This is a genomic window from Cupriavidus sp. GW823-FHT07A04 (assembly GCF_058794615.1).
Window position 1 is genome coordinate 132,213 of record NZ_JBXAHA010000014.1, and the last position, 21,187, is coordinate 153,399.

Annotated in this window: 29 protein-coding genes; 12 read left to right on the plus strand and 17 right to left on the minus strand. The window is 64.0% G+C overall.

Annotated features, from left to right (window positions below):
* Positions 1-30: 30 nt before the first annotated feature.
* The 3 genes from AC1Q7Q_RS24305 to hisN all read right to left on the minus strand — a co-directional run bounded on the left by AC1Q7Q_RS24305 (position 31) and on the right by hisN (position 3,749).
* Positions 31-1,050: a transporter gene (locus tag AC1Q7Q_RS24305; protein ID WP_492375282.1), complete on the minus strand. Its 1,020-nt coding sequence runs from the start codon at positions 1,048-1,050 to the stop codon at positions 31-33.
* 516 nt (positions 1,051-1,566) lie between these two features.
* Positions 1,567-2,820 (minus strand): Hsp70 family protein, encoded by a 1,254-nt coding sequence (locus AC1Q7Q_RS24310; RefSeq protein ID WP_459372993.1) that lies wholly within the window; start codon positions 2,818-2,820, stop codon positions 1,567-1,569.
* 137 nt (positions 2,821-2,957) lie between these two features.
* On the minus strand, positions 2,958-3,749 hold the full coding sequence (gene hisN, locus AC1Q7Q_RS24315; protein WP_492373379.1) for a histidinol-phosphatase: 792 nt from the start codon (positions 3,747-3,749) through the stop codon (positions 2,958-2,960).
* 384 nt (positions 3,750-4,133) lie between these two features.
* On the opposite strand from hisN, the gene AC1Q7Q_RS24320 reads away from it, so the two are divergent.
* The 4 genes from AC1Q7Q_RS24320 to AC1Q7Q_RS24335 all read left to right on the plus strand — a co-directional run bounded on the left by AC1Q7Q_RS24320 (position 4,134) and on the right by AC1Q7Q_RS24335 (position 7,890).
* Complete coding sequence (locus AC1Q7Q_RS24320) at positions 4,134-4,778, plus strand: cytochrome b/b6 domain-containing protein (RefSeq protein WP_492373378.1); 645 nt, start codon at positions 4,134-4,136, stop codon at positions 4,776-4,778.
* A gap of 69 nt (positions 4,779-4,847) precedes the next feature.
* Positions 4,848-5,621, plus strand: coding sequence for a molybdopterin-dependent oxidoreductase (locus tag AC1Q7Q_RS24325; protein WP_459372991.1), 774 nt, complete (start codon positions 4,848-4,850; stop codon positions 5,619-5,621).
* A gap of 61 nt (positions 5,622-5,682) precedes the next feature.
* Positions 5,683-5,973: a pentapeptide MXKDX repeat protein gene (locus tag AC1Q7Q_RS24330; protein WP_492373377.1), complete on the plus strand. Its 291-nt coding sequence runs from the start codon at positions 5,683-5,685 to the stop codon at positions 5,971-5,973.
* 414 nt (positions 5,974-6,387) lie between these two features.
* Positions 6,388-7,890 (plus strand): tripartite tricarboxylate transporter permease, encoded by a 1,503-nt coding sequence (locus tag AC1Q7Q_RS24335; protein ID WP_492373376.1) that lies wholly within the window; start codon positions 6,388-6,390, stop codon positions 7,888-7,890.
* Between the two features lie 371 nt (positions 7,891-8,261).
* On the opposite strand, the gene AC1Q7Q_RS24340 is transcribed toward AC1Q7Q_RS24335, so the two are convergent.
* The gene (locus AC1Q7Q_RS24340) at positions 8,262-8,483 is read right to left on the minus strand and encodes a hypothetical protein (RefSeq protein ID WP_043344159.1); all 222 of its coding nucleotides are present in this window, start codon (positions 8,481-8,483) and stop codon (positions 8,262-8,264) included.
* Between the two features lie 239 nt (positions 8,484-8,722).
* A complete protein-coding gene (locus tag AC1Q7Q_RS24345; RefSeq protein ID WP_006157962.1) occupies positions 8,723-8,860 on the minus strand; it encodes a hypothetical protein in 138 nt (45 codons plus the stop codon).
* A 225-nt stretch (positions 8,861-9,085) separates the two neighbouring features.
* Here AC1Q7Q_RS24345 and AC1Q7Q_RS24350 point away from each other — a divergent pair, with 225 nt between their 5' ends.
* Together AC1Q7Q_RS24350 and AC1Q7Q_RS24355 are read left to right on the plus strand one after the other, a co-directional pair.
* The gene (locus AC1Q7Q_RS24350; protein WP_006157961.1) at positions 9,086-9,355 is read left to right on the plus strand and encodes a hypothetical protein; all 270 of its coding nucleotides are present in this window, start codon (positions 9,086-9,088) and stop codon (positions 9,353-9,355) included.
* Positions 9,356-9,465: 110 nt separating this feature from the next.
* Positions 9,466-9,708 (plus strand): hypothetical protein, encoded by a 243-nt coding sequence (locus tag AC1Q7Q_RS24355; RefSeq protein WP_043344153.1) that lies wholly within the window; start codon positions 9,466-9,468, stop codon positions 9,706-9,708.
* A 27-nt stretch (positions 9,709-9,735) separates the two neighbouring features.
* On the opposite strand, the gene AC1Q7Q_RS24360 is transcribed toward AC1Q7Q_RS24355, so the two are convergent.
* Positions 9,736-9,936, minus strand: a complete 201-nt coding sequence (locus tag AC1Q7Q_RS24360; protein WP_150988681.1) for a hypothetical protein — start codon at positions 9,934-9,936, stop codon at positions 9,736-9,738.
* Between the two features lie 532 nt (positions 9,937-10,468).
* On the opposite strand from AC1Q7Q_RS24360, the gene AC1Q7Q_RS24365 reads away from it, so the two are divergent.
* The 3 genes from AC1Q7Q_RS24365 (at position 10,469) to AC1Q7Q_RS24375 (ending at position 11,357) form a co-directional block, all read left to right on the plus strand.
* On the plus strand, positions 10,469-10,726 hold the full coding sequence (locus AC1Q7Q_RS24365; protein WP_416047721.1) for an isochorismatase: 258 nt from the start codon (positions 10,469-10,471) through the stop codon (positions 10,724-10,726).
* Positions 10,727-10,800: 74 nt separating this feature from the next.
* Positions 10,801-11,022, plus strand: a complete 222-nt coding sequence (gene infA, locus AC1Q7Q_RS24370) for a translation initiation factor IF-1 (protein ID WP_006157957.1) — start codon at positions 10,801-10,803, stop codon at positions 11,020-11,022.
* Between the two features lie 80 nt (positions 11,023-11,102).
* On the plus strand, positions 11,103-11,357 hold the full coding sequence (locus tag AC1Q7Q_RS24375) for a translation initiation factor 1 (RefSeq protein WP_150988684.1): 255 nt from the start codon (positions 11,103-11,105) through the stop codon (positions 11,355-11,357).
* Positions 11,358-11,429: 72 nt separating this feature from the next.
* On the opposite strand, the gene AC1Q7Q_RS24380 is transcribed toward AC1Q7Q_RS24375, so the two are convergent.
* The 6 genes from AC1Q7Q_RS24380 to AC1Q7Q_RS24405 all read right to left on the minus strand — a co-directional run bounded on the left by AC1Q7Q_RS24380 (position 11,430) and on the right by AC1Q7Q_RS24405 (position 14,465).
* The gene (locus tag AC1Q7Q_RS24380) at positions 11,430-11,804 is read right to left on the minus strand and encodes a hypothetical protein (protein WP_150988687.1); all 375 of its coding nucleotides are present in this window, start codon (positions 11,802-11,804) and stop codon (positions 11,430-11,432) included.
* 213 nt (positions 11,805-12,017) lie between these two features.
* Positions 12,018-12,302: a hypothetical protein gene (locus AC1Q7Q_RS24385; protein WP_150988690.1), complete on the minus strand. Its 285-nt coding sequence runs from the start codon at positions 12,300-12,302 to the stop codon at positions 12,018-12,020.
* Positions 12,303-12,397: 95 nt separating this feature from the next.
* Positions 12,398-12,721, minus strand: a complete 324-nt coding sequence (locus AC1Q7Q_RS24390) for a hypothetical protein (RefSeq protein ID WP_492373375.1) — start codon at positions 12,719-12,721, stop codon at positions 12,398-12,400.
* Between the two features lie 192 nt (positions 12,722-12,913).
* Positions 12,914-13,198, minus strand: a complete 285-nt coding sequence (locus tag AC1Q7Q_RS24395; RefSeq protein ID WP_043344135.1) for a hypothetical protein — start codon at positions 13,196-13,198, stop codon at positions 12,914-12,916.
* A 70-nt stretch (positions 13,199-13,268) separates the two neighbouring features.
* Positions 13,269-14,165: a trypsin-like peptidase domain-containing protein gene (locus AC1Q7Q_RS24400; protein WP_492373374.1), complete on the minus strand. Its 897-nt coding sequence runs from the start codon at positions 14,163-14,165 to the stop codon at positions 13,269-13,271.
* 96 nt (positions 14,166-14,261) lie between these two features.
* Positions 14,262-14,465, minus strand: a complete 204-nt coding sequence (locus AC1Q7Q_RS24405; protein WP_006157950.1) for a cold-shock protein — start codon at positions 14,463-14,465, stop codon at positions 14,262-14,264.
* A gap of 345 nt (positions 14,466-14,810) precedes the next feature.
* On the opposite strand from AC1Q7Q_RS24405, the gene AC1Q7Q_RS24410 reads away from it, so the two are divergent.
* Entirely contained in the window at positions 14,811-15,050 is a 240-nt protein-coding gene (locus AC1Q7Q_RS24410) for a hypothetical protein (RefSeq protein WP_267605672.1), read from the plus strand.
* Between the two features lie 191 nt (positions 15,051-15,241).
* The gene (locus AC1Q7Q_RS24415) at positions 15,242-16,120 is read left to right on the plus strand and encodes a lipid A biosynthesis lauroyl acyltransferase (protein ID WP_492373373.1); all 879 of its coding nucleotides are present in this window, start codon (positions 15,242-15,244) and stop codon (positions 16,118-16,120) included.
* 37 nt (positions 16,121-16,157) lie between these two features.
* Here the strand turns inward: AC1Q7Q_RS24415 and AC1Q7Q_RS24420 are convergent, their stop codons facing one another.
* From AC1Q7Q_RS24420 to AC1Q7Q_RS24440, 5 genes are all read right to left on the minus strand, one after another.
* Complete coding sequence (locus tag AC1Q7Q_RS24420) at positions 16,158-16,352, minus strand: hypothetical protein (RefSeq protein ID WP_043344120.1); 195 nt, start codon at positions 16,350-16,352, stop codon at positions 16,158-16,160.
* Positions 16,353-16,443: 91 nt separating this feature from the next.
* Complete coding sequence (locus tag AC1Q7Q_RS24425) at positions 16,444-16,743, minus strand: hypothetical protein (protein ID WP_492373372.1); 300 nt, start codon at positions 16,741-16,743, stop codon at positions 16,444-16,446.
* 284 nt (positions 16,744-17,027) lie between these two features.
* A complete protein-coding gene (locus AC1Q7Q_RS24430) occupies positions 17,028-18,062 on the minus strand; it encodes an alpha/beta fold hydrolase (RefSeq protein WP_492373371.1) in 1,035 nt (344 codons plus the stop codon).
* 41 nt (positions 18,063-18,103) lie between these two features.
* Positions 18,104-19,087: a glutathione S-transferase family protein gene (locus AC1Q7Q_RS24435; RefSeq protein WP_492373370.1), complete on the minus strand. Its 984-nt coding sequence runs from the start codon at positions 19,085-19,087 to the stop codon at positions 18,104-18,106.
* Positions 19,088-19,127: 40 nt separating this feature from the next.
* Complete coding sequence (locus tag AC1Q7Q_RS24440; RefSeq protein WP_492373369.1) at positions 19,128-20,081, minus strand: alpha/beta fold hydrolase; 954 nt, start codon at positions 20,079-20,081, stop codon at positions 19,128-19,130.
* A gap of 166 nt (positions 20,082-20,247) precedes the next feature.
* On the opposite strand from AC1Q7Q_RS24440, the gene AC1Q7Q_RS24445 reads away from it, so the two are divergent.
* Positions 20,248-21,165 (plus strand): LysR family transcriptional regulator, encoded by a 918-nt coding sequence (locus AC1Q7Q_RS24445; protein WP_174427085.1) that lies wholly within the window; start codon positions 20,248-20,250, stop codon positions 21,163-21,165.
* Positions 21,166-21,187: the final 22 nt, after the last annotated feature.

Below are 21,187 nucleotides of genomic sequence, written 5' to 3' on the forward strand. Positions count from 1 at the left end.
TGACGCGCTCGTGAATGGTCACCCGTGCGCTCAGTAATCGCCCTGCTTGCGGAAGGCCCAGCGCCCCGCCAGCACGGTGAAGCTGGCCACCAGCACCACCAGCACCCAGAAACCGTGCGGATGGTCCGCCAGCGGAATCCCGCCCACATTCATGCCGAAGAAGCCGGCCACAATGTTGATCGGCAACGCCAGCACGGTGACCAGCGTCAGCGTGAACAGCGTGCGGTTGGTCTGCTCGTTGAGCTTGGCCGCGATCTCTTCCTGCAGCAGCTTGATGCGCTCGACCAGCGCGGCCAGGTCGCTCAGGACCAGGGAGAACTCCTCGGTGGAGGAGCGCAGATCCTGGATGTCCTGGTCCTGCAGCCAGGCGGGAGGCCGGTTGAGCAGGCGGAACAGCGCGCCGGGCTCGGGCGCGAGCAGCCGCTGCAAGCGCACTAGGCCGCGGCGCATGGAGCCAAGCTCCGCGCGGTTGCCGTGCAGACGATGCGAGAGCAGGCGATCCTCGACCTGGTCCACGGTCACGCTGGTTTCGCGCACGATGCGCACCAGCACATCGGCCTGGTCGCGCAGCAAATGCACCAGCAGCGCCAGCGGCGTGTGGAACAACTCGCCCTGGCGCACCGAGGCGCGCAGCTGGTCAACCGAGCGCAGCGGCTTCATGCGCGCTGTCACCAGGATGCGGCGGTCGGCGCAGGCCCACAGCGTGGAGATATCGGTGGTGGCCACGCCGAAGTTGTAGATCACGTCATTGACCACCGCAAGCAGCGCCGTATCCAGGCGCTCGATGCGGGTGGAGCGCGAGCCCTCGCGCAGCGCCTCGAAGAATCCCTCGGGCAGGTCGAGCTGGCCCTTGAGCCAGCGCTCGCACGCGCTATGCGACAGATTGAAGTGCAGCCAAAGAAACTCGTCGCCCGGCGGAGGCTGCCCGAGCCACGCGGCCGCCGCGGCGGAATCGATGGGCTGGCCCGGCTCGCCGGGCAGGAAGCGGAAGCCGCTGACCAGACCAACCGGATCGGAGCCGTAGCTGGCTTCGACGATAGCCGCATGCATGTGGTGCCTCTTCGAAAACGCGAATTCGCGAAGATGGGACATTAGCATGCGGGGATGACGGACGGCACCCGGCCATGGGCTGCGGTCTAGGGCATCTCGCTCTTGCCTGCGCCCGCCCGGCCCCTCCCACTGCGTGGGGGGAGCGAACCAGAGAGAGCAGAAAACGATATTCCGTGTAGCCGTGATTCCCGCCTCCAGGCGGAAATCACCCAAGCGCGATGCAAACCGAGGCGTGGAGGTTTGAATCTCCCGTTATGCGGCGCCTCGTCGTCAGGCCAAAAGAGCGGAAAAGAGGGACCCGTGTCTGAGCATCGCCTTAAGGCGATGTGAGTTTGGGTCCCGGCCGCTCTTTTGGTCTGGCGACGAGGAGTCTTTCGCCGCATCCGGGTCGCCTTCTTTGCCTACTTTCTTGGCGAGACAAGAAAGTAGGTCGCCGCCCCGCAGGGGTGGTGAAACTGCAGTTGCCCTTGACGTTGAGCAGTTGCAGTTGCAGTCAACCTACCCCACCCAATCCCCTCACCCGAACTTGCGCCGGGCATCCAGCGCCAACCCGGAACCAATGCCGCCAAACAGATCGCCCTCGATCCGCTGCGCCCCGGGGATCAGCTCGGACAGCCGCTCACGCAGCAAAGGCACGCTGCTGGACCCGCCGGTAAACAATACGGTGTCGATCGCATCCGCCTGCACGCCCGCATCGCGCAACAACGCCTGCACCGTCACCTCGGTCTTGCCAACCAGCTTCGCAATGGACTGGTCAAAGTCAGCGCGGCTGATCGCCATGGTCTCGCCCGGGGCGATGCGCCCGAGGTCGAGCTGCGTCTGCGGCTCGCCCGACAAGGCGATCTTGGCGGCTTCCACCTGGATCGCGAGCCAGTGGCCGGCGCGCTGCTTGATCAGGCTGATCAGGCGGTCCAGCTTTATCTTGTCGGCGGCATCGCGATAGTTGTCCATCACGTGCGACCATGCCTTGCGAGTGTAGACCAGGTTGATGGTGTGCCAGCTCGCAAGGTCGAAATACTGGCCCGAAGGCATCGCCTTGCCATTGCGCAGCTCGCTGCCCAGGCCCAGGAATGGCATCACGCTCGCCAGGCTCAAGCTCTTGTCGAAGTCCGTACCGCCGATGTGCACGCCGCCGTTGGCCAGGATGTCGCCACGCCGGTCGACCTTGCCGGCCCGCTCGGGCGACAGGCGCACCAGCGAGAAGTCGGAGGTGCCGCCACCGATGTCGGCCACCAGCACCAGTTCCTCACGCGCGATCGTGGCTTCATAATCGAAGGCCGCGGCGATCGGCTCATACTGGAACTCGATGTCCTTGAAGCCGGCATCCGCCGCGATCTCGCGCAGCGTCTGCTCGGCGAGCTGGTCGGCCTTGGGGTCTTCGTCGATGAAGAACACCGGGCGGCCCAGCACTACCTTGTCGAAGCTGGCGCCGGCCGAGGTCTCGGCGCGCTGCTTGAGCTCGCCGATGAAGTGCGAGAGCAGCTTGCGAAACGGCATGGCCTGCCCCATGACCTCGGTGCTGTCCTCCATCATCGAGGTGCCGAGCAGGCTCTTGAGCGAGCGCATCAGCCGGCCTTCATAGCCCGCCAGGTAGTCGCCAAGCGCGGCGCGGCCGTAGCTGACCAGCGGATCCTCGGAATGGAAAAAGATCACGGAGGGCAGCGTGAGCTTGCCATCTTCGAGCGGCAACAGCGTGGGTTGTCCCGGCCGGCACCAGCCCACCGTGGAATTGGACGTGCCGAAATCTAGGCCGCAAGCGTTTGACATCATGTTTCTGGTTTCTTCCCTACTGCATGGTTAAGTCCGGGCCGGGATGGCCGTGCTGGCTGGGCCGTCTTTTTTCCGCGCCGGACGTTGCGGCCAGCATGATAGCAAGCCCGGCCGGCACGCCAGGGCCACGGGAGTGCTCAAGCAGGCGCATTCAGCAGCGCGAGTATCTGCTGGTGCAGCCGCGGGTCGCCGCAGGCCACCACGGTGCCGCCCTGCTGCGCATCCCCGCCGGTCCAACTGGTCATGACGCCGCCAGCGCCTTGCACGATGGGAATCAGCGCCTGCACGTCGTAGGCCTTCAGGCCGGCCTCGACCACGGCATCCACATGGCCTGCCGCGACCATGCAGTAGGCGTAGCAATCGCCGCCGTAGCGCTGCATGCAGGCGGCGTCCGCCACGCGGCGGAAGGCGGCGAACTGCGCCGCGTCCTCGAACATCTCCGGCGTGGTGCACATCAGCTTGGCCTGCGCCAGGTCGGCGCACGGCCGGGTACGCAGGGGCTGGCCGTTGAGCCATGCCTGGCTGCCATCGCCGCTGAACCGCTCGCGCGTGAACGGCTGGTCCATGATGCCGATCACCGGGCGCTGGCCGTCGTTGAGCGCGATCAGCGTGCCCCAGAGCGGCAGCCCGGTAATGAAGGCACGGGTGCCGTCGATGGGATCGAGCACCCAGGTCAGCGGCGAGGTGCCGGCCACGCGGTCTTCTTCTTCGCCCAGGATGCCGTGCTCCGGGTATTTCGCCAGGATCAGGTTGCGCATGGCGCGCTCGGCTGCCTTGTCGGCCGCGGTGACCGGGTCGAAGTGCCGGCCGCCCTTGTCCTCTACCGCCGGGGCGCTGCGGAAGTACGGCAGGCTGGCGTTGCCGGCGGCCTGCGCGAGGCCTGCGGCGAAGTCCATGTATTCGATAAGCTGCTCTGCGGTCAAAGGCATGCGGAGGTCCTGGGGTCCGTGGATGGTGTCGGGGCGGCGGCCGTATGCGGCTGCGGGCAGGCCGGGCTGCGCGCGCGCTGTGGGGCAGCGCTGGCCACGCGGCCCGCCAGCATTGTAGCGGGCCGTGGGAGGCGGGCATCGATCGCCTTTGGCGTCTCGCGGGCGGAGTGCTAATGTCAAGAGTGCGGGTAGCCGTCCATGCGTCGCCCAGCAGTCCGTACCTTCTTTCGCCGAGCTCGCTGAGTGACTCCGGGGACACCCGTTGCCGACGTGCCCGCGTGCCAGGAAAAATTTCCGTCCCGCGTGTAAGTTCGTGCCGCCACCGTCGACAAAGGCACATAAACCGTTGCAGCCGCACCTGCGAGCGCCACGGAACATTGGAGAATGACGGTGGACACAGCCTCCCAGCTATCGCGGCCCGCACAGGGCCGCCGCGGACAAACGTCCGCCTCCATCCAGCCGGCATGGGTGCGCATCACCCATTGGCTCAACGCCATCGCCGTCATCATCATGGTGATGAGCGGCTGGCGCATCTATAACGCGTCGCCACTGTTCGGCCTGCATTTCCCCAAGGGCATCACGCTCGGCGGATGGCTGGGCGGGGCACTGCAGTGGCACTTCGCCGCCATGTGGCTGCTGGTCGCCAACGGGCTGTTCTACTTGTTGATGAACGTCCTCACCGGACGGTTCCGCCGCCGCTTCCTGCCGCTGTCGGTGCCCGCCGCGCTGCGCGATATCGCCGCGGCGCTGCGCGGCCGGCTGGCGCACCCGGACCTGGCTGAATACAACGCAGCCCAGAAGGCCATGTACCTGGGCGTGGTGGTGGTCATCGTGGTCACGGTGCTGTCCGGCCTGGCAATCTGGAAGTCGGTGCAATTCCCGCTGCTGCGCGACCTGATGGGCGGCTATGACGCGGCGCGCTGGGTCCACTTCGTGTGCATGAGCGCCATCGTGCTGTTCATCGTGGTGCATGTGGCCATGGTGGCGCTGGTGCCGCGCACGCTGCTGATCATGCTGCGCGGGCGCTGATCGCCGGCCGTGTTCACGCAAACGCATCCACAGAACTGAATCCACAGAGCCGCATCGCGGAGAACCGCCATGAACAAATCCAAACCCATCGTCACGCTAGACCGGCGCCTGATCCTGCGAGACGCCGTGCGCGAACTCGATATGCCGTCGCGCCGCCTGTTCGCCAAGCGCGCCATCACGCTGGGCGGGCTGTCGATGCTGACGGGTTGCAGCCTGAGCGACGACGCCTCGGTGGAGCGCTTTCTCACCGCGGTATCGCGCTTCAACGATCGCGTGCAAGGCTGGCTGTTCGACCCCAAGCGGCTCGCGCCCACCTACGCAGAGTCCATGATCACGCGGCCGTTCCCGTTCAATGCCTTCTACGGCGAGGACGAAGTACCCGAGGTCGACGGTGCCGACTTCCGGCTGGAGGTCGGCGGCATGGTGGCGCGCAAGGATCCGTGGACGCTCGAGCAGCTCTACGCGCTGCCGCAGACCTCGCAGGTCACGCGCCATATCTGCGTGGAAGGCTGGAGCGCCATCGGCAAGTGGGGTGGCACGCCCTTCTCGGAATTCCTGCATCGCGTGGGTGCCGACACCAGCGCGAAGTACGTGGGCTTTCGCTGTGCCGACGACTATTTCACCAGCATCGACATGCCCACCGCGCTGCATCCGCAGACGCTGCTGACCTTTACCTACGACGGGGAGAAGCTGCCGCCCAAGTACGGCTTCCCCATGAAACTGCGCATGCCGACCAAGCTTGGCTACAAGAATCCCAAGCACATCATGGCGCTGTACGTCACCAACACGTATCCCGGCGGTTACTGGGAAGACCAGGGATACAACTGGTTCGGCGGATCCTGATCCGCTTGAAATTGGCCGGCATGATGCCGGCCTGCACACTGACCAACCCAAGGAGATCTTCATGAACAAAATTTTCGCAGCCACCCTGCTCTCGACCACGATGCTGTTTGCGGGTCATGCCTTTGCCCAGGACTCCATGAAGAAGGATGCCATGAGCAATGACAGCAGCATGGCCAAGGACACCATGGGCAAGGACACCATGGGCAAGGACAAGATGAGCAAAGACAAGATGAGCAAGAGCCACGACAAGATGAGCAAGGACAAGATGGGCAAGGACAGCATGAGCAAAGACTCCATGAGCAAGGACTCGATGGGCAAGGACACCATGGGCAAGGACACGACGAAGCAGTAAGCAGTGCGCCCGCTTGCCTGCCAGGCGAGCGGCGGGCCATGTGACAACGCCCCGGCTTTTGGCCGGGGCGTTGCTTTTCGGGCGCAAGGAATCTCAGGCATCACTCACGCGTCACTTCGGCGTCACTTAAGCATCACTCAGGCGTATCGGGACATACCCGCAGCTGCCGTCACTGAAAGGCGGATGAAAGCACTCGCGCCTACTGTGCTTGGTAAGCCATTGGGGTGCGCCTAAGCGCGCGCGCTTGCTGTCGATGACGATCTGTGGCGGAAACCAGCGTAGCCTCGCGCCGCGCCAGCTTCCTCCGATTCGCGCGCAATTCCGCAAAAAATACCGCGCGTAGCCTGGTCCGCCGTGCCTGCCTTGCCGCAGATGCGCGGCCCGGGTTTCACTGCAGGCGAGGGAGACAGCCTCATGGAACTATTCGAACACCTGGCCCTTGGGTTCTCCACGGCGCTGACACTGCAGAACATTGGATACTGCTTTCTCGGCTGCGTGCTGGGAACGCTGATCGGCGTGCTGCCCGGCATCGGGCCACTGGCAACCATCGCCATGCTGCTGCCGGTGACCTACACGCTGCCCCCGGTGGCTGCGCTGATCATGCTGGCCGGCATTTACTACGGCGCCCAATACGGTGGTTCCACCACCGCCATCCTGGTTAACCTGCCGGGTGAGTCGTCGTCGGTGGTGACCACCATCGATGGCTACCAGATGGCCAGGCGAGGGCGAGCGGGGGTGGCGTTAGCCACCGCCGGCCTAGGCTCCTTCTTTGCCGGCTGCGTGGCTACGCTGATCCTGGCCGCGTTTGCTACGCCGCTGTCGGAACTGGCATTCAAGTTTGGGCCCGCCGAGTATTTCTCGCTGATGTGCCTGGGCCTGATCGGCGCCGTGGTGCTGGCTTCGGGCTCGCTGCCCAAGGCCGTGGCCATGATCGTGCTGGGACTGCTGCTGGGCCTGGTCGGCACGGACGTGAACTCGGGCGCCGCGCGCTTCTCCTTCGACGTGCCGGAGCTGACCGATGGTGTCGACTTCGTCGCACTGGCCATGGGCATGTTCGGCTTTGCCGAGATCATCGCCAACCTGGAGCAGAAGGAAAACCGCGAAACCTTTACCGATCACGTCACCAACCTGTGGCCCTCCAAGGCGGACTTCAAGCGCATGGCGCCAGCGGTGCTGCGCGGTACCGCGCTCGGCTCCATCCTCGGGATCCTGCCCGGTGGCGGCGCGGCGCTGGCTTCCTTCGCGGCCTACTCGCTGGAGAAGAAGACTTCCAAGTACTCGCATGAATTCGGCAAGGGCGCCATCGAAGGCGTGGCAGGCCCGGAATCGGCCAACAACGCCGCGGCGCAGACCTCCTTCATCCCGCTGCTCACGCTGGGCATTCCGCCCAACGCCGTGATGGCGCTGATGGTGGGCGCGATGACCATCCACAACATCCAGCCGGGCCCGCAGGTCATGACCAGCAATCCCGCGCTGTTCTGGGGCCTGATCGCCTCGATGTGGATCGGCAACCTGATGCTGATCATCCTGAACCTGCCGCTGATCGGCATCTGGGTCAAACTGCTGCAGGTGCCCTACCGCTACCTGTACCCGGCCATCCTGGTGTTCTGCTGCATCGGCGTGTTCTCGGTCAACAACCAGACCTTCGACGTCTTCACCGCGGCTGGCTTCGGTGTGATCGGCTACCTGTTCATCAAGCTCAAGTGCGAGCCGGCGCCGCTGCTGCTGGGCTTTGTGCTGGGGCCGATGATGGAGGAGAACTTCCGCCGCGCGCTCTTGCTGTCGCGGGGGACATTCACCGTATTCCTGACCCGTCCGTTGTCGCTCGGCTTGCTGATCGCGGCCGGGCTGCTGGTCTGCATCGTTGCCCTGCCGTCGATCAAGGCCAAGCGCGAGGAAGCATTCCAGGAGGAATGACGCCGGCATGGCGATGCCGCCGCGGGCGGGCGCCTCATCGGTAACAGCGTTAGGGAAAGGGCCGGCACAAGCCTACACTGGGAGAGTGCCGGTCCGGCACGGACGGACATCGATGGGGGTATTGAATGAATTACAGTCCCAGGCAACCTGGTCAGCAAACAGCGCCGACCACACCCTGGAAGACACACTTCCAGCAACCCGGCGAAAAGCGCAGGACCTCCCAGCCCGGCCAGTTTGACCCGCAAGCGGTACAGCCCGCCGACAAGAAATAGCGTGACAAAGCCCGTGCCGCAATAGCCACGGGCTTTGTACTTTATAGCGGGGGATTTGGTTTGTCTGTGCGGCCGGGCTGGCGGCCGGCCGGATGCCTGCTAGGCCACGCTGCGCGCTTCCGCGCGGTCGTGGCCGGCCCAGGTCAGGCGCCACCCGGAGGTAGCGGTCTTGGCGACCAAGCCCGAATCCTGAAGCAGCAATAAATGGTGGCTGAGCTTGGATGCATCGGCATTGCCCAGCGCCTTGGCGAGCTGGAGATCCGTCATCATCGCCTGGCTGTCAGCGCGCAGTGCCGTCAGCACGCGGTCCGCGAAGGACATGTCACGCCTCATCTTGCACTCCCGGTGTCTCGAACGCCCCGGCGGCAGCTTGTCACCGCCACCGCCTCGGGTGAGCGTCAGGTGCTGAACGGGAGCACGCCGGCAGCGGCGGCACCCCGCGCTTCTTGCTGCAACGCAAGATGACACGGTCCAGCCTGACGTTCCGTCTCAGTCGCACTTCAGTTGCGCATTATTTGCGCATTATTTGCGCTTTACTCGCGCCTTGATTTGCGCCTTGATTACTTCTTCTTGCCTGCTGCGCCATCATTGCCGACGCGCGACTGGACGGCACCGAACGGTGCTGCGGGCGCGACCGGCTTCTTGGGTTGCTTGGGCTTCTTGGTTTCGCGATTGCCGCGTAATTGACCTTTGGCCATGGTGTGTCTCCACGAGTGGGTTACTGCATTGCGTGCCAGGCGGCAGATCCAGCATACCCGCTTACTCCAACGTTCAGGGAAATATCGCGCGCGAGGCGCCTGCGCATGACGGAAGCAGGAGAATCGCCTTCGGCCGCCGCCTGATAACCGCGTGCCATCGCCCCGCCAAGTAAATCGGACGCCACCGGGCAAACAGCGTATGCTCGTTGAAGAAAGGAGATCAACATGTCTCAAAATCATGCGATCTACAAGGGGTTCAAGGTTTCGGCCAATGTACGTCGCTCGTTCGACGAAAGCGCCAATGCCGAACTCGCACGGGCGAGCTTTCTCGCCACCGTGACCATCACGCAGGTCAGCGGCGACAGCGGCTCGCTCAGGCTGGTGCCACCTTTGCTCGAGCATGTCGCGCACACGCCGCACGATGCCATCGACCTGGCCGTGTCCTATGCCAGGACCGTCATCGACGACATGTCCACCTTCGTCAAGCGCAAGTAATCCCGCCCCCTCGATTCGCCCGGAATTGCAGTCCATCGCGCGGCCGCCCTGACCGGCCTGGCCGCAGCCACGCCCAGCAAGACTTCCCCACGAAAAAACAGGAGACGACCATGGACCGACAGATCAAGAACAAGGCGGAACTGCGCGCGATGATTCGCGCCGAGCAGCAGAAATTCGCGGAATGCAGCGGCGCCTGCTTCGGCGACGTTTGCTGGCATGCGCCGGACGCAGGCGGCTGCAATTGGAATCTGTCCACCATGGAGGGCGGCGACAGCGCGGCCTGCATCGAGAAGATCCGGCCATTCACGGCCACGCTGCAGGCGCAATACAACATTCCCGACGAGGGGAAGTAAGGCGGCCAGGCGTCTGGTGCCACGTAACTAGTGCCCCAGGCGCTCGATCCGGGCCTTGGCGTTCTCCAGGGCATCCGCCATGGCAAGCTCGCGCGAGCTGAACGCGTTGCCCTGGTTTTCAAAACGGCCGTGCGTATCCAGGGTATAGACCCAGTTCCATTGCCCGAAAGTGCGCTGCGTCAACTCCAGGTTGACGTAATGGCCCTGATAGAAAAAACTCTCCGGCATCGATCACCTCGTTCAGTTACGGCCTGCCGGGCATCGGGCACCGGCTTTCCCGTGATACGACAGGTAGCGCCGGGCCACACCAGCGCCACGAGGGGCGCTATGCGCAACGCCATGTCTATCGTACGCGCAAATCCGCGGGCGAGCGCCGATTGACGGAAAATGGTATCATTGCCAGTCTTGGCCGTTCGCCGACCCTCTTCTCGTCGGCCCAAACGTGCCGGCTGCCAGACATCATCAAAATATTAACGGCAGCCTGTCGGGCGTACACCCGATTCGTTCAGGGCGACAACCGCCCATCACCCTCCCGACCCGGCGGCATGTCCGCTCCGTAACCTGTGCGCATGTACCTGGCGCATCAGCCTGCGCAAGCACGGTCCACTCATCACCAGCTGCCTTTCCCGCGCAAATGCGCGAGACCTGACGTTGCTGGACAACGCAAACACGGCGACCGATCGCCAGAAGAGAGCACGCGGCGCACCATGAGATGCGCTCAACGTTGCCTCAGATCGTCCGCCCGCATAAGGGCAACACCTTGAATCAAAGCATCAATCGCACCAATAGCACCACCCGCGCCAACCGCGCCAATCCGTACACGGTGTCGGTCTACCCGATACAACAAGAGCCAGGCGTGTGGTTTGCGACCTATCTGATCGCCGAATACAAGAACGGCTCCGAATGCATCGTCGCCAACGTCTCGATGCGCCATGCCACGCATGGCACCGAAGCCCAGGCTAAACAGGCCGCCCGACGCGCGGCCGAGAGCGTCGCTGCCGATATGCGCCTGCAATAAGCCGGCCACACGAAAAGCAACCCGCATGCGTCTCAACCTACTGTGCAGCAGGTCTTGCTGCAAAAGGATCATCCTTGGCTAAAGAAGAACTAGTGGAATTTGGTGGACAAGTATCGGAAGTACTGCCGGACAACCGTTTTCGCGTCATCCTGGAAAATGGTTTCCAGGTGTGGGCCTATTCGTCCGGCCGCCTGAAGAAGAACCGCATTCGTATCCTGGCCGGCGATCGCGTCACGCTGGAAATGTCGCCCTACGACCTGACCAAGGGCCGGATCAACTACCGCCACAAGTACTGATACTGGTCGGCCGGATACGCTGCCGCGCCGTCAAGCTGTTGGCCCGCGGCCCCTCCCACCCTCTAACGAAAGGAAGAAACATGTCGATCAGCGAAGAATGGGAAGAGATGCACCTGACGCCAGGTGGCTGGGTAGGCGGAAGCTATCGCCACGTGCCGGGACCGGAAGTCACGGTGGAGCGCCCCGCGGATGAAGTGCTAACCGTGCGCAGGCATGTATGCGCAACCTATTGCGGCCCGTCGCGCGCCACGGAAGACAGGACGCCGCAGACCGAAGACATGGCACTGATCGAATCGCTGCTGGCCCGCTTCGGCAGCCCGGCATTCGGCGTCTAGCCAGGCAGTCCGGACCAGCACGATCTCCCGGGCGCTCCCCGCGCCCGTGCCAGCGCCAGGCAACGCGATGACTCAGCCAGGAAACCGCATGCGCGGCATGCTGACACCAACGCGCGAACCAACCGGGCGCAATTCGCCCTCGAAAGGCTGCGCGCCCAGGTCCAGCACGTAGTCTCCTTCGCCAGCCTTGTCATAGAGGTTGTCACGAATCGCTTGCCCGATCGCCAGCCGGCACAATGCCTCGAAGCTGTCGACCATTTCGCCCGCCAAGGCCGCCTCGTTGGCCTGAACCCCGAATGAACGCCTGCCGTCACCGACAAAACTGGTGAAGCGCACACCCGTCGGATGACTGGAGTCGAGAAAGCTGACGGCTACATGGTAGGCGATGCCCTTGCCTTGCCCCGGTAGCGTGCAGAGGAAGTTGGATGGTGTGGCAACCTTGTTCATGACGTATGCGCTCGCGGCGCCGGCGCAACTGCGCACGGCAGGTTTTGACAGGTAGACCGGCAGGGCGGGCATTGCACGGCGCGGTCCCGTTTCCTCTTGCTTCCCATTGCCTGGCGGTGGCCGGGCCACCCCTACGATACCAGTTGGCAACACCTGCATCACGGCAAGCACGGGCAACGCCGCGCTACTGGGCCAGATTCTGCCGGCGCAGCGTTACAGCGTAGCGACAGACTCCCCGGGGATCAGCCCGTTAATAATATCTTCACCGAACTTCACGGCACCCCTGCGCGCCGTGCCGATATTCTCCCAAGGGGTACTTTCCAGGCGGAACACGCGCGTGCGTTCACTGCCGGGCCGATGGCCTTCGCGGCAGATCACCACGGACGCGTTGAAGCTGCGATCCGGCTTGGTCCTCGGCCAGGATTGCGCGGGCTGGATCTTGTACACCAGCGGATAGAGGTCGAAACCCTTGTAGCAGGCGGAAGGCGTATTGTTCATGTAGTGCTCCAGGCGGCTTGATGCCGCAGCTGGCCTTGTGCCGGTTCGCTCGCAATGGCCAATGCCTAGGCCCAATGCGCCAGCACGCGGGCAAGCTAGGGAGCCATCAGGCGATCGACGACAATCACGATCGCGTTCCCTGGCTTGTCCTGCTTGCAATGGACGCCAAGGCGTGCGCGCAGATACCGGTCAAGGCTGCGTTGTAGTTGATATAAGGCGTCCTGGTCCGCGTTGCTCAATTGCTCCGCGACGTCCTGCGCCATCTCTATTTCAAGCGCCCTGGCTGACCAGGTAAAGCTCCTGGCATCAGGGATCTGCCAGTTTGCCGTCACCACGCGTTGCCCCGCCGGCCAGATCCTGACGTCTTGCCCGGTGATCTCGTCAAGGACGGGCTTCACGAAGGCAACGAGATCTAGCATGACGATGCACCGACGAACGATCGGCGCGCCGTCGGTCCGATGGACAAGCAGGACATCCCGGGGATCTCGTCAACTGGCGACGACGCAGCGGTGGCCGGCTGCTCGGCCAAGCCATGGACAGGCGAGGACATGACAGGCGCGCCTGCGTCATCCTCGTGCAACGACGGACATTGCCGCATCTCGCTCTAGGCGTCAGAGAGAGACGACGGATTGCCCGGGAATCGCGCCGTTGATGATGTCCTCGGCGTAACGAACGACACCACGGCGCGCAGCGCCGACGTTGTCCCACGGCACTGTGTCGAGGCGGAACGTACGGGCCTGCGTTCCCTCGGGCTCGCCACCTTCGCGGCAGATCACGACGGCGGCATCGAAGGTCCGGTCCGGCCTGCGTTCCGGCCAGGTGCGCACCACGGCGTGCTTGTACACGAGAGGGTATAAGTCGAACCCTTTGTAGCTGGCAATCGGATTGACGTCCATGATGCACTCCACAGTTCCACTGAGTCCCACTCTACTCCTTCTACTCCTATTAGGAGCCGCTCCATGACCTTTATTTTGGCCGAGCGGGCGGGACTGGCGCGGGAGCAGCCGCCGGGGCAACCGACGGCATGGCTGCCGCATTGCCAATAGCCGCTGCAGCAGCAACGGGGGGCGTAGCAGCAGCGGGAGTAGCGGCGGCGCCAGGCGCGGTCCGCGCGGGCTTTGCCGCCACGGGCTCGGTCAGGGTCAGCAGCATGTCCGCATACCAGGCAGAGTTCAGCCCAAGCACTTCGTCCTCCGCCAGGTCGCGCGAGCCGACGTCGAAGCGAGCCGAGTGGATGCCGAGCAGCATCCACGGCAGGTCCAGCTTGTCGCCCCGGCCATCGCGCATGCGCGAGACTACGAGCGCGCCGCTGGTGCCGCGGTGAGTCCTGGCATCGGTCAGGAAAAACCCCTGGCCCTGGAAACGCAATCCGTACGCGGACGCGACCACGGCCTGGCGCGCAACCGGCAGATGATGGAGCGCGTCATGAAAACCCAGGGGAAACCCAACGATCAACAGGGAGTCGCCCACCTCGACGCGGTCGGAAGGCTGCGCCAGATGTTCCGGCGTGAAGGCCCGGTAAAGCAGCTTGGGCGGCAACGCCTTGCGCTCGATCTCCACCACGGCGACATCGACCGGACCACCGCCGTCCTCGCCTTCGCGCCAGACGGCAAGCCCGTCACGGTACAGCGGAATCGAAAAGCCGATCGAGTCGGCCATGTTTTCCGGCTGGCTGTGCAGTTCGATCTCGATACGGTCCGGGTGGTGCTTGCTTGGCTCGTCGAACACCACATGGCGGCTGGTCACCACGAAGAGCCGGCCATCGCGCTCGAAGAAGAATCCGCTCGCATTGGTCAGCGGCTGCTGGCCTTCGAAGGACGAGACCCGGACGGCGGCTAGAAGGATGGATTCGACCATAGGCATGATGTTTTATGCGCTTGCGCACCTCGATGATTCCCGGTCGGTAAAAAAAAGCCCCGCTAAGCGGGGCTTCTTTCTAGGCGATTCGAATCGGCTCGATTAGATCGGCTCGATCTTGGTCGCTGCGGGGCCCTTTTGGCCAACGCCTGCGACATAACGCACTTTCTGGCCTTCTTGCAGCGACTTGAAACCGCCGCCTTGAATTTCCGAGAAATGCGCGAACAGGTCGTTGCCGCCTGCGTCAGGGGTGATGAAGCCGAAGCCCTTGGAGTCGTTGAACCACTTGACGGTACCGGTTTCCATGCTGGATATCCTTTAAACCTTAAAAGTTCTGGATGAGCCTGATGCTCACCAGGCATGACGATCAAGGAAGGAACATGGAGCAAACGAATCGCCGCTTGGAGGGGACGATCCATAACATCTGAGTAACCGCTTGAAAGATCCTGCACCAACGTTTATACAGGGCTGGGATAGGCATGTCAACTTACTGAAGAAAAAAGTGCCTCATTGGTTGCGGGCACGGTCTTTTCCACACCTCGCGCCACGCATCGCGCGCGCCCACGTGCGCGAACAGATACAAGCTCGCGGCGGCGGTTTATAGCAGCATGAACGTGCTACAGTCACCCACCTTCCGCCGTCGGATTCCGCATGTCGCCTTGCCCAGCCTGCCTCGCCATCGACACCAACCGTGGTGGCTCGCCAGGCCATGCGTTGCTCAGGATCACCGACACGCAGCGCATCAAGGTGCCACGCCGCCCTGCAATGACAGTCAGTACCTTTGTGTGCCAGGCCTGCGGCACCGGCTGGATCTACCGCGACGGCAAGAACGTCGATGCGCAGGGCTGGCAGCTAGCGCCGCAGCAGGCGCCGGTCCCGGACCTTCAATGATCCAGGCACGCGCCTGCATCGACGCGGCGCCGTAGCACCACACCACCAAGACGGGCCCAACAAGCCCCGCAAGCCCATTAGCTGGCAATCACCACCACTGCCGCGTCTTTCACGCGAGACAGCGCTGCACGCCCGCGCCACCTGGCCGCGGCGGCGCGCGTCACGCCTCGCGGCAACCCTTCAGGAACAGGATGATCCAGCGTATCGGACTATTTTTCACCGTCAGCCTGCTGCGTTTGCTCGCCGCCTTGCCTTATAGCGTGTGCGCCCGCGTCGGCATGGGCCTGGGCGCCCTGCTCTATCGCATTCCAAGCCGGCGCCGCAGCGTGGTGCAGACCAACCTGCGGCTTTGCTTTCCCGACCAGAGCGAAGCGCATCGACATGCCCTGGGACAGGCGCATTTCAGCCACGTGATTCGAAGCTACCTGGAACGCGGGGTGCAATGGTATGGCTGTGCCGGCAAGCTGAATGACCTGGTCGAGCTGGAGTCTGCCATCGAGCTCGGCAACACCGAGGCCGGCCCGACCATCTTCCTGGGATTCCATTTCGTGGCGATCGAGGCCGGCTGCATGTTCTACTCGATCAAGCATCCGGTGGCCTCACTCTACTCGAAGATGTCGAACCCGTTGCTGGAACAACTCGCCAAGCAGCAGCGCGGCAGGTTCGGCACGGAGATGATCCCGCGCAATGGCAGCGTGCGCCAGGCCTTGCGCGCGCTCAAGTCGGGCACGCCGCTGATGCTCGCGGCAGACATGGATTTTGGCTTGCGCGATTCGGTATTCGTGCCGTTTTTCAACGTCCCCGCTTGCACGCTCACCTCGGTGTCGCGCCTCGCCGCGCTCAGCGGCGCGCGCGTCGTGCCCTTCACGACCTCTGTCCTGCCTGGCTACCGCGGCTACAAGCTGAAGATATTCGATGCGCTGGCGGGCTACCCCTCCGGCGACGAGAAGGTCGACGCGCTGCGCATGAACGCGTTCCTGGAGCAGCAGGTCCGCGCCATGCCGGAGCAATACTACTGGGTGCATCGCCGCTTCAAGCACCGCCCCGAAGGCGAGGCGCCTGTCTACTGAAATGCCTGGAGCGGCGCGCGCGCCGCCCACTTTCCCTTCAGCCTTCGTAGCCATCCAGGCCCACGCGATAGAGCGTGGCGCCCACCGTCTCCAGCAGCGCACGCGCCGCGTCGGAAAACGGCTCGCTGGCAAGCAGCGCGGCCAGGCCGGCCACGGCATCGTCCACCGATAGCTCCACCGTGTCGTCGTTGGCGATGCGCTCGAAGGTGCTGATCACTACTGTCGGATCCATCCAGATTCTCCTGCAAAAGTCGAACTCTGCCGCCCGGGCCTGATGCCCAGGCTAGCAAGCTGCGCGCATGGTAGCACCACGGCGCAGCCTGTCAGCGCTTTGGAGGCAAGGCGCGCAGGCGGCGATTCACTTCCAGCAGCGTGTCGCAATCGTCGCCTCGGTTGGCGCTGCGCTCGCGGATATAGGCGGTGATGGCCAGCAGCGGACGCTTGCGTTCGTTGCATGTCGCTGGCGAAGGGTGAGCACAAGGCACTTCCACCTCCTTGACCAGGCTATCGCGCACGATGGTGAGCAGATCACCGCACTGCGCCACTTCGACCGCAGATGCCGCCTCCGTCTGCTCGGCAAAGGCATGGCCTGCCGGCACGCCGAGCGTCACCGCAGCGAACACGACATGACGAAGGCAAACGTGTCTCCCGGGCGCGCGCTTTTCGTGTGCGGCGGATCGACTGAGAACGGCGGCGATAGCACTGCATTTTTTACAAAACGCGGCCTGCATGGGTCGGAGAAAGTGCAAGATGGCGTGTTCTTGTTCGGTAACGACAGGCCAGGGATCTGATCTGGCGGCGGCAACCGCCTGCGCGTGACAGCCACGGGCAAAGCGGCCCTGCCCTGCCCCCCATGCAGGATTCATTCCCTCAGCCGCCGTCCCCCCGCACGCCTTCGGCATTCACGCTACCGGCTTGCCGGCAGCGCCGCCAGGCCATCCAGCAGCGCCTTGTGGAACGCCATTGGATCCTGCATCTGCGGCGCGTGGCCCAGCGCCGGAAACTCCACCAGCCTGGCATTCGGCAGCGCCTTCAAGGTGCGCAGCGCCAGCACCGGATAGTTGCCGACCTTCGCGCGGACTTCCGGCGGTGCTGCATCCTTGGCGATGGCCGTAGTGTCCTTGTCGCCGATCAGCAGCAAGGTTGGCGTCTTCAGCGCGCCCAACTCGTACACGACCGGCTGCGTGAAGATCATGTCGTAGATCAGCGCGGAGTTCCAGGCCACCTGCTGCTTGCCCGGGCCGCGGTTCATGCCCGCCAGCATCTGCACCCAGGGCTCGTACTCGGGGCGCCACGTGCCCACATAGTAGGTAGCCTTTTCGTAGCTGCGGATCTTGTCAGCGTTGGTGGCGAGCTCACGGGCATACCATTGATCCACCGACAAAGAAGGCACGCCCAACGCCTTCCAGTCTTCCAGGCCGATCGGGTTGACGAGCGCCAGTTGCTCCGTCTGTTGCGGGTACATCAGCGCATAGCGCATCGCCAGCATGCCGCCCGTGGAATGCCCGATCACCGTCGCCTGCTGGATCCCGATGGATTCCAGCAAGGCGTGGGTGTTGCGCGCCAGTTGCTGGAAACTGTACTGATAGTGCGCCGGCTTGCTGGATTTGCAGAAGCCGATCTGGTCCGGCGCAATGACGCGATACCCGGCCGTGCTGAGCACCTTGATCGTGTCCCCCCAGGTCGCCGCGCAGAAGTTCTTTCCATGCAGCAAGACCGCGGTGCGGCCGTTGACGCGCTCTGGCTTGATGTCCATGTAAGCCATCTGCATCGCCTCGCCTTGCGAGGTGAACGCGAACTGCTGCACCGGCGCCGGATAGTCGAAGCCTTCCAGCTCGGGGCCATATGCGGGCCCATCGTCGGCGGCAGCCAGCGCGACGGGGGCGGTGGCAACGGCTGCCAATGTGAGCAAGGCAAGCAGGAATTGGCGATGAAACGTCATGGGCGTGGTCTCGGCTAACGAAAAAGAAACGGACAACGGCCTTACGCCGCCAGCCGCGCGCGCTCCGGCGGCGCGGCAAAGTCCAGCACCGGCCCCGCCGGCACCACGCCACTCGGATTGATGGAGCGGTGGCTTTCATAGTAGTGCCGCTTGATATGGTCGATATTGACCGTCGCCGCAATCCCCGGCAACTGGTAGATGTCGCGCGTGAAGCCAGACAGGTTCGGATAGTCGGCGATGCGCCGCAGGTTGCACTTGAAGTGCCCCACATAAACCGCGTCAAAGCGTACCAGCGTTGTGAACAGGCGGATGTCGGCCTCGGTAAGCCGGTCGCCCAGCAGGAAGCGGCGCGTGGCGAGGCGCGCCTCGAGCCAGTCGAGCGTATCGAACAACGGTGTCACCGCCTCTTCATATGCATCTTGCGTGGTGGCAAAGCCGGACTTGTAGACGCCATTGTTGAGCGTGTCGTATACCCGTGCGTTGACCTCGTCGATTTCCGCGCGCAGCGCCGCCGGATAGTAGTCGCCCGCCTTGGCGCCAATACCATCGAAGGCGGTGTTGAACATGCGGATGATCTCTGACGACTCGTTATTGACGATGGTTGCCCGCTGCTTGTCCCACAGCACGGGCACGGTGACGCGCCCGGTGTAGTCGGGATCGGCGCCGGTGTAGACCTGGTGCAAGAGCCGCGCACCGTTGACCGTGTCCGGCACCACGCCCGCGCCCTCGGCGAACGTCCATCCCTCGCCGAGCATCAGCCAGTGCACCGTGGATACGCTGATCATCTCTTCCAGCCCCTTGAGCGTGCGCATGATCAGCGTGCGGTGCGCCCACGGGCAGGCCAGGCTCACGTACAGGTGATAGCGCCCGGCCTCGGCCTTGAAGCCACCGGCGCCGCTCCGGCCGGCGGCGCCATCGGGCGTCACCCAGTTGCGAAAGGCAGCGTCCTTGCGAACAAAGCGGCCGCCGGTGGATGCCGTGTCGTACCAGCGGTCTTGCCATTTGCCGTTGACGAGCAGTCCCATGTCGATACTCCTTTTTTTTGATGCGGTGAGGTAGGCGTCTTTAGTCGGCGCTAACGGGTTGCGACGGCGCATCGATGAACTGCACGATAGCTGAAATGGTCTGCCCTGGCGCTTCTTCCATCAGCCAGTGCCCCGAGCCCTTGACGATCACGCCTTGCACATGGGTGGCGACGAGACGCGCCTGGTCGATCAGGAAACTACCCGAAGCCTTCTCGCCCGCCAGCACCAGCATGGGCATCGGCAGCGGGTGCTTTGCCAGCGCCGCGAAGTCTTCGGCATCCTGCGGGAACGCACGGAAGAACTCGAATCCCGCGCGCATCCGGCCCGGCTTGGCGTAGTTGGCAGCATAAATCCGGCGATTTGCCTCCGACACCGAGTGCTTCGGGTCAGCGGCGAAATCGTTCCAGAAGTGTTCAAAGTAGGTACGCTCGCGGCCCTTCACCAGCTTCTCCGGCGTGTCGCCGTAGAAGTTGAAGTGCCACTTGTCGCGCAGCAGCCAGACCTTTTGCCAGTCGCCCACGCCGGGCAGGAACGCGTCCATCAGCGTCACGCTTTCCACTTCGTCCGGGTATTGCGCGGCGTAAGCGTAAGCCACCATCAGGCCGATATCGTGGCCAACAATGTTGATCTTGCGATAGCCGAGAGCCTGGACCATGGCGTGAATGTCCTGCGCCAGGTTCTTCTTCTCGTAGCCCGACTCAGTCATCGCCGAGTCGCCCGCGCCGCGCAGGTCCGGCGCGATCACGGTACGCTTGTCACCAAGCTTCGCCATCAGCGGCAGCCACATATGGCTGGATTCCGCGTAGCCGTGCAGTAGCACGACCGGCGTGCCACTACCGCGCCCGGATTGCAGGTAGTGCAAGGCAACGCCGTTCGCCTTGATCGTATGAGAGACGACGGCGGCGGCAGCGGCTTCGGCGCGTGGCGCAGCGAGCGCGCCGAACACCAGCAATGCGGCGCCGGCGTAGCTTGCGATGCGATGAATGAGAGCCATGACTTTTCTCCGGTGACTGTGCCATGGCTGGACGTACTCTCCTGGCCGACGGCGCTTGCAAACAAAGGGGTTTCGGGAATCGGGTGAAGCATTGCGACGAATATTGCGCCGGCACATGTGTTTTGCCGTACGATTTTCCCGATGAACTCGTTCGACGGAGTTGAACATGTTGTCAGAAGACGAACTGGCCTTGCTGGAAGCCATCCGGGACAGCGGCAGCCTCTCGCGCGCCGCGGCGCGCCTGGGCAAGGCGCCATCGACCGTCTCCCACGCCGCCCGGCAACTGGAGGGCCGCTTTGACGCCCTGCTGTTCGACCGCCGCCGCTACCGCCTGCAACTCACCCCTGCCGGCCACCTGCTGGCCGAAGAGGCCGCGCGCCTGATGCAGGACGTATCGCGCATGACCCAGCGCGTGCGGCAGGTGGCGAGCGGCTGGGAAGATCGTCTATGGATCGTCACGGATGAAGTGCTCGAGTTCGAATTGCTGATGCCGGTGATCCGCAGCTTCGATGCGCTCAAATCCGGCGTGGCGCTGCGCCTGACCCACGAAGTCCTCAGCGGCACCTGGGAAGCGCTGCGCGACGGCCGCGCCGATGTGATCGTCGGCGCGACCAATGAGCCACCCGCCATCCCCGGCCTGCGCTGGTTCGAGCTCGGCGTGGTCGAATGGGTCTTTGCCGTGGCGCCGCGCCACCCGCTTGCCAGCGTAGCCGAGCCGCTCACGCGCCAGCGCATCTCGGCGCACCGGGGCGTGGCTGTGGCCGATTCATCGCGCGGTACCGCAGGGCGGGCCTACGGCCTGGTGGGCGGGCAAGCCTCGCTGGCCGTGCCGAGCATGCGCGCGAAGATCCTGGCACAGCGCGAGGGGCTGGGCGTCGGCTGGCTGCCGCGGCACCGCGTGGCTTCGCTGCTCAAGCGTGGGGAGCTGGTGGAAAAGCGCACGGCCGATCCGCGCGAGCCCAACACGCTGTATGTGGCGTGGCGGGGCGACCATGAGGGCCGCGCGCTCGAATGGTGGCTGGATCAGTTTCGGCAGCCACGGCTGGCGAAGCGCCTGGTGCAGGGCATGGATCTGTTTGCGTAAGCGGGCCCGAACTGGCCGCCGG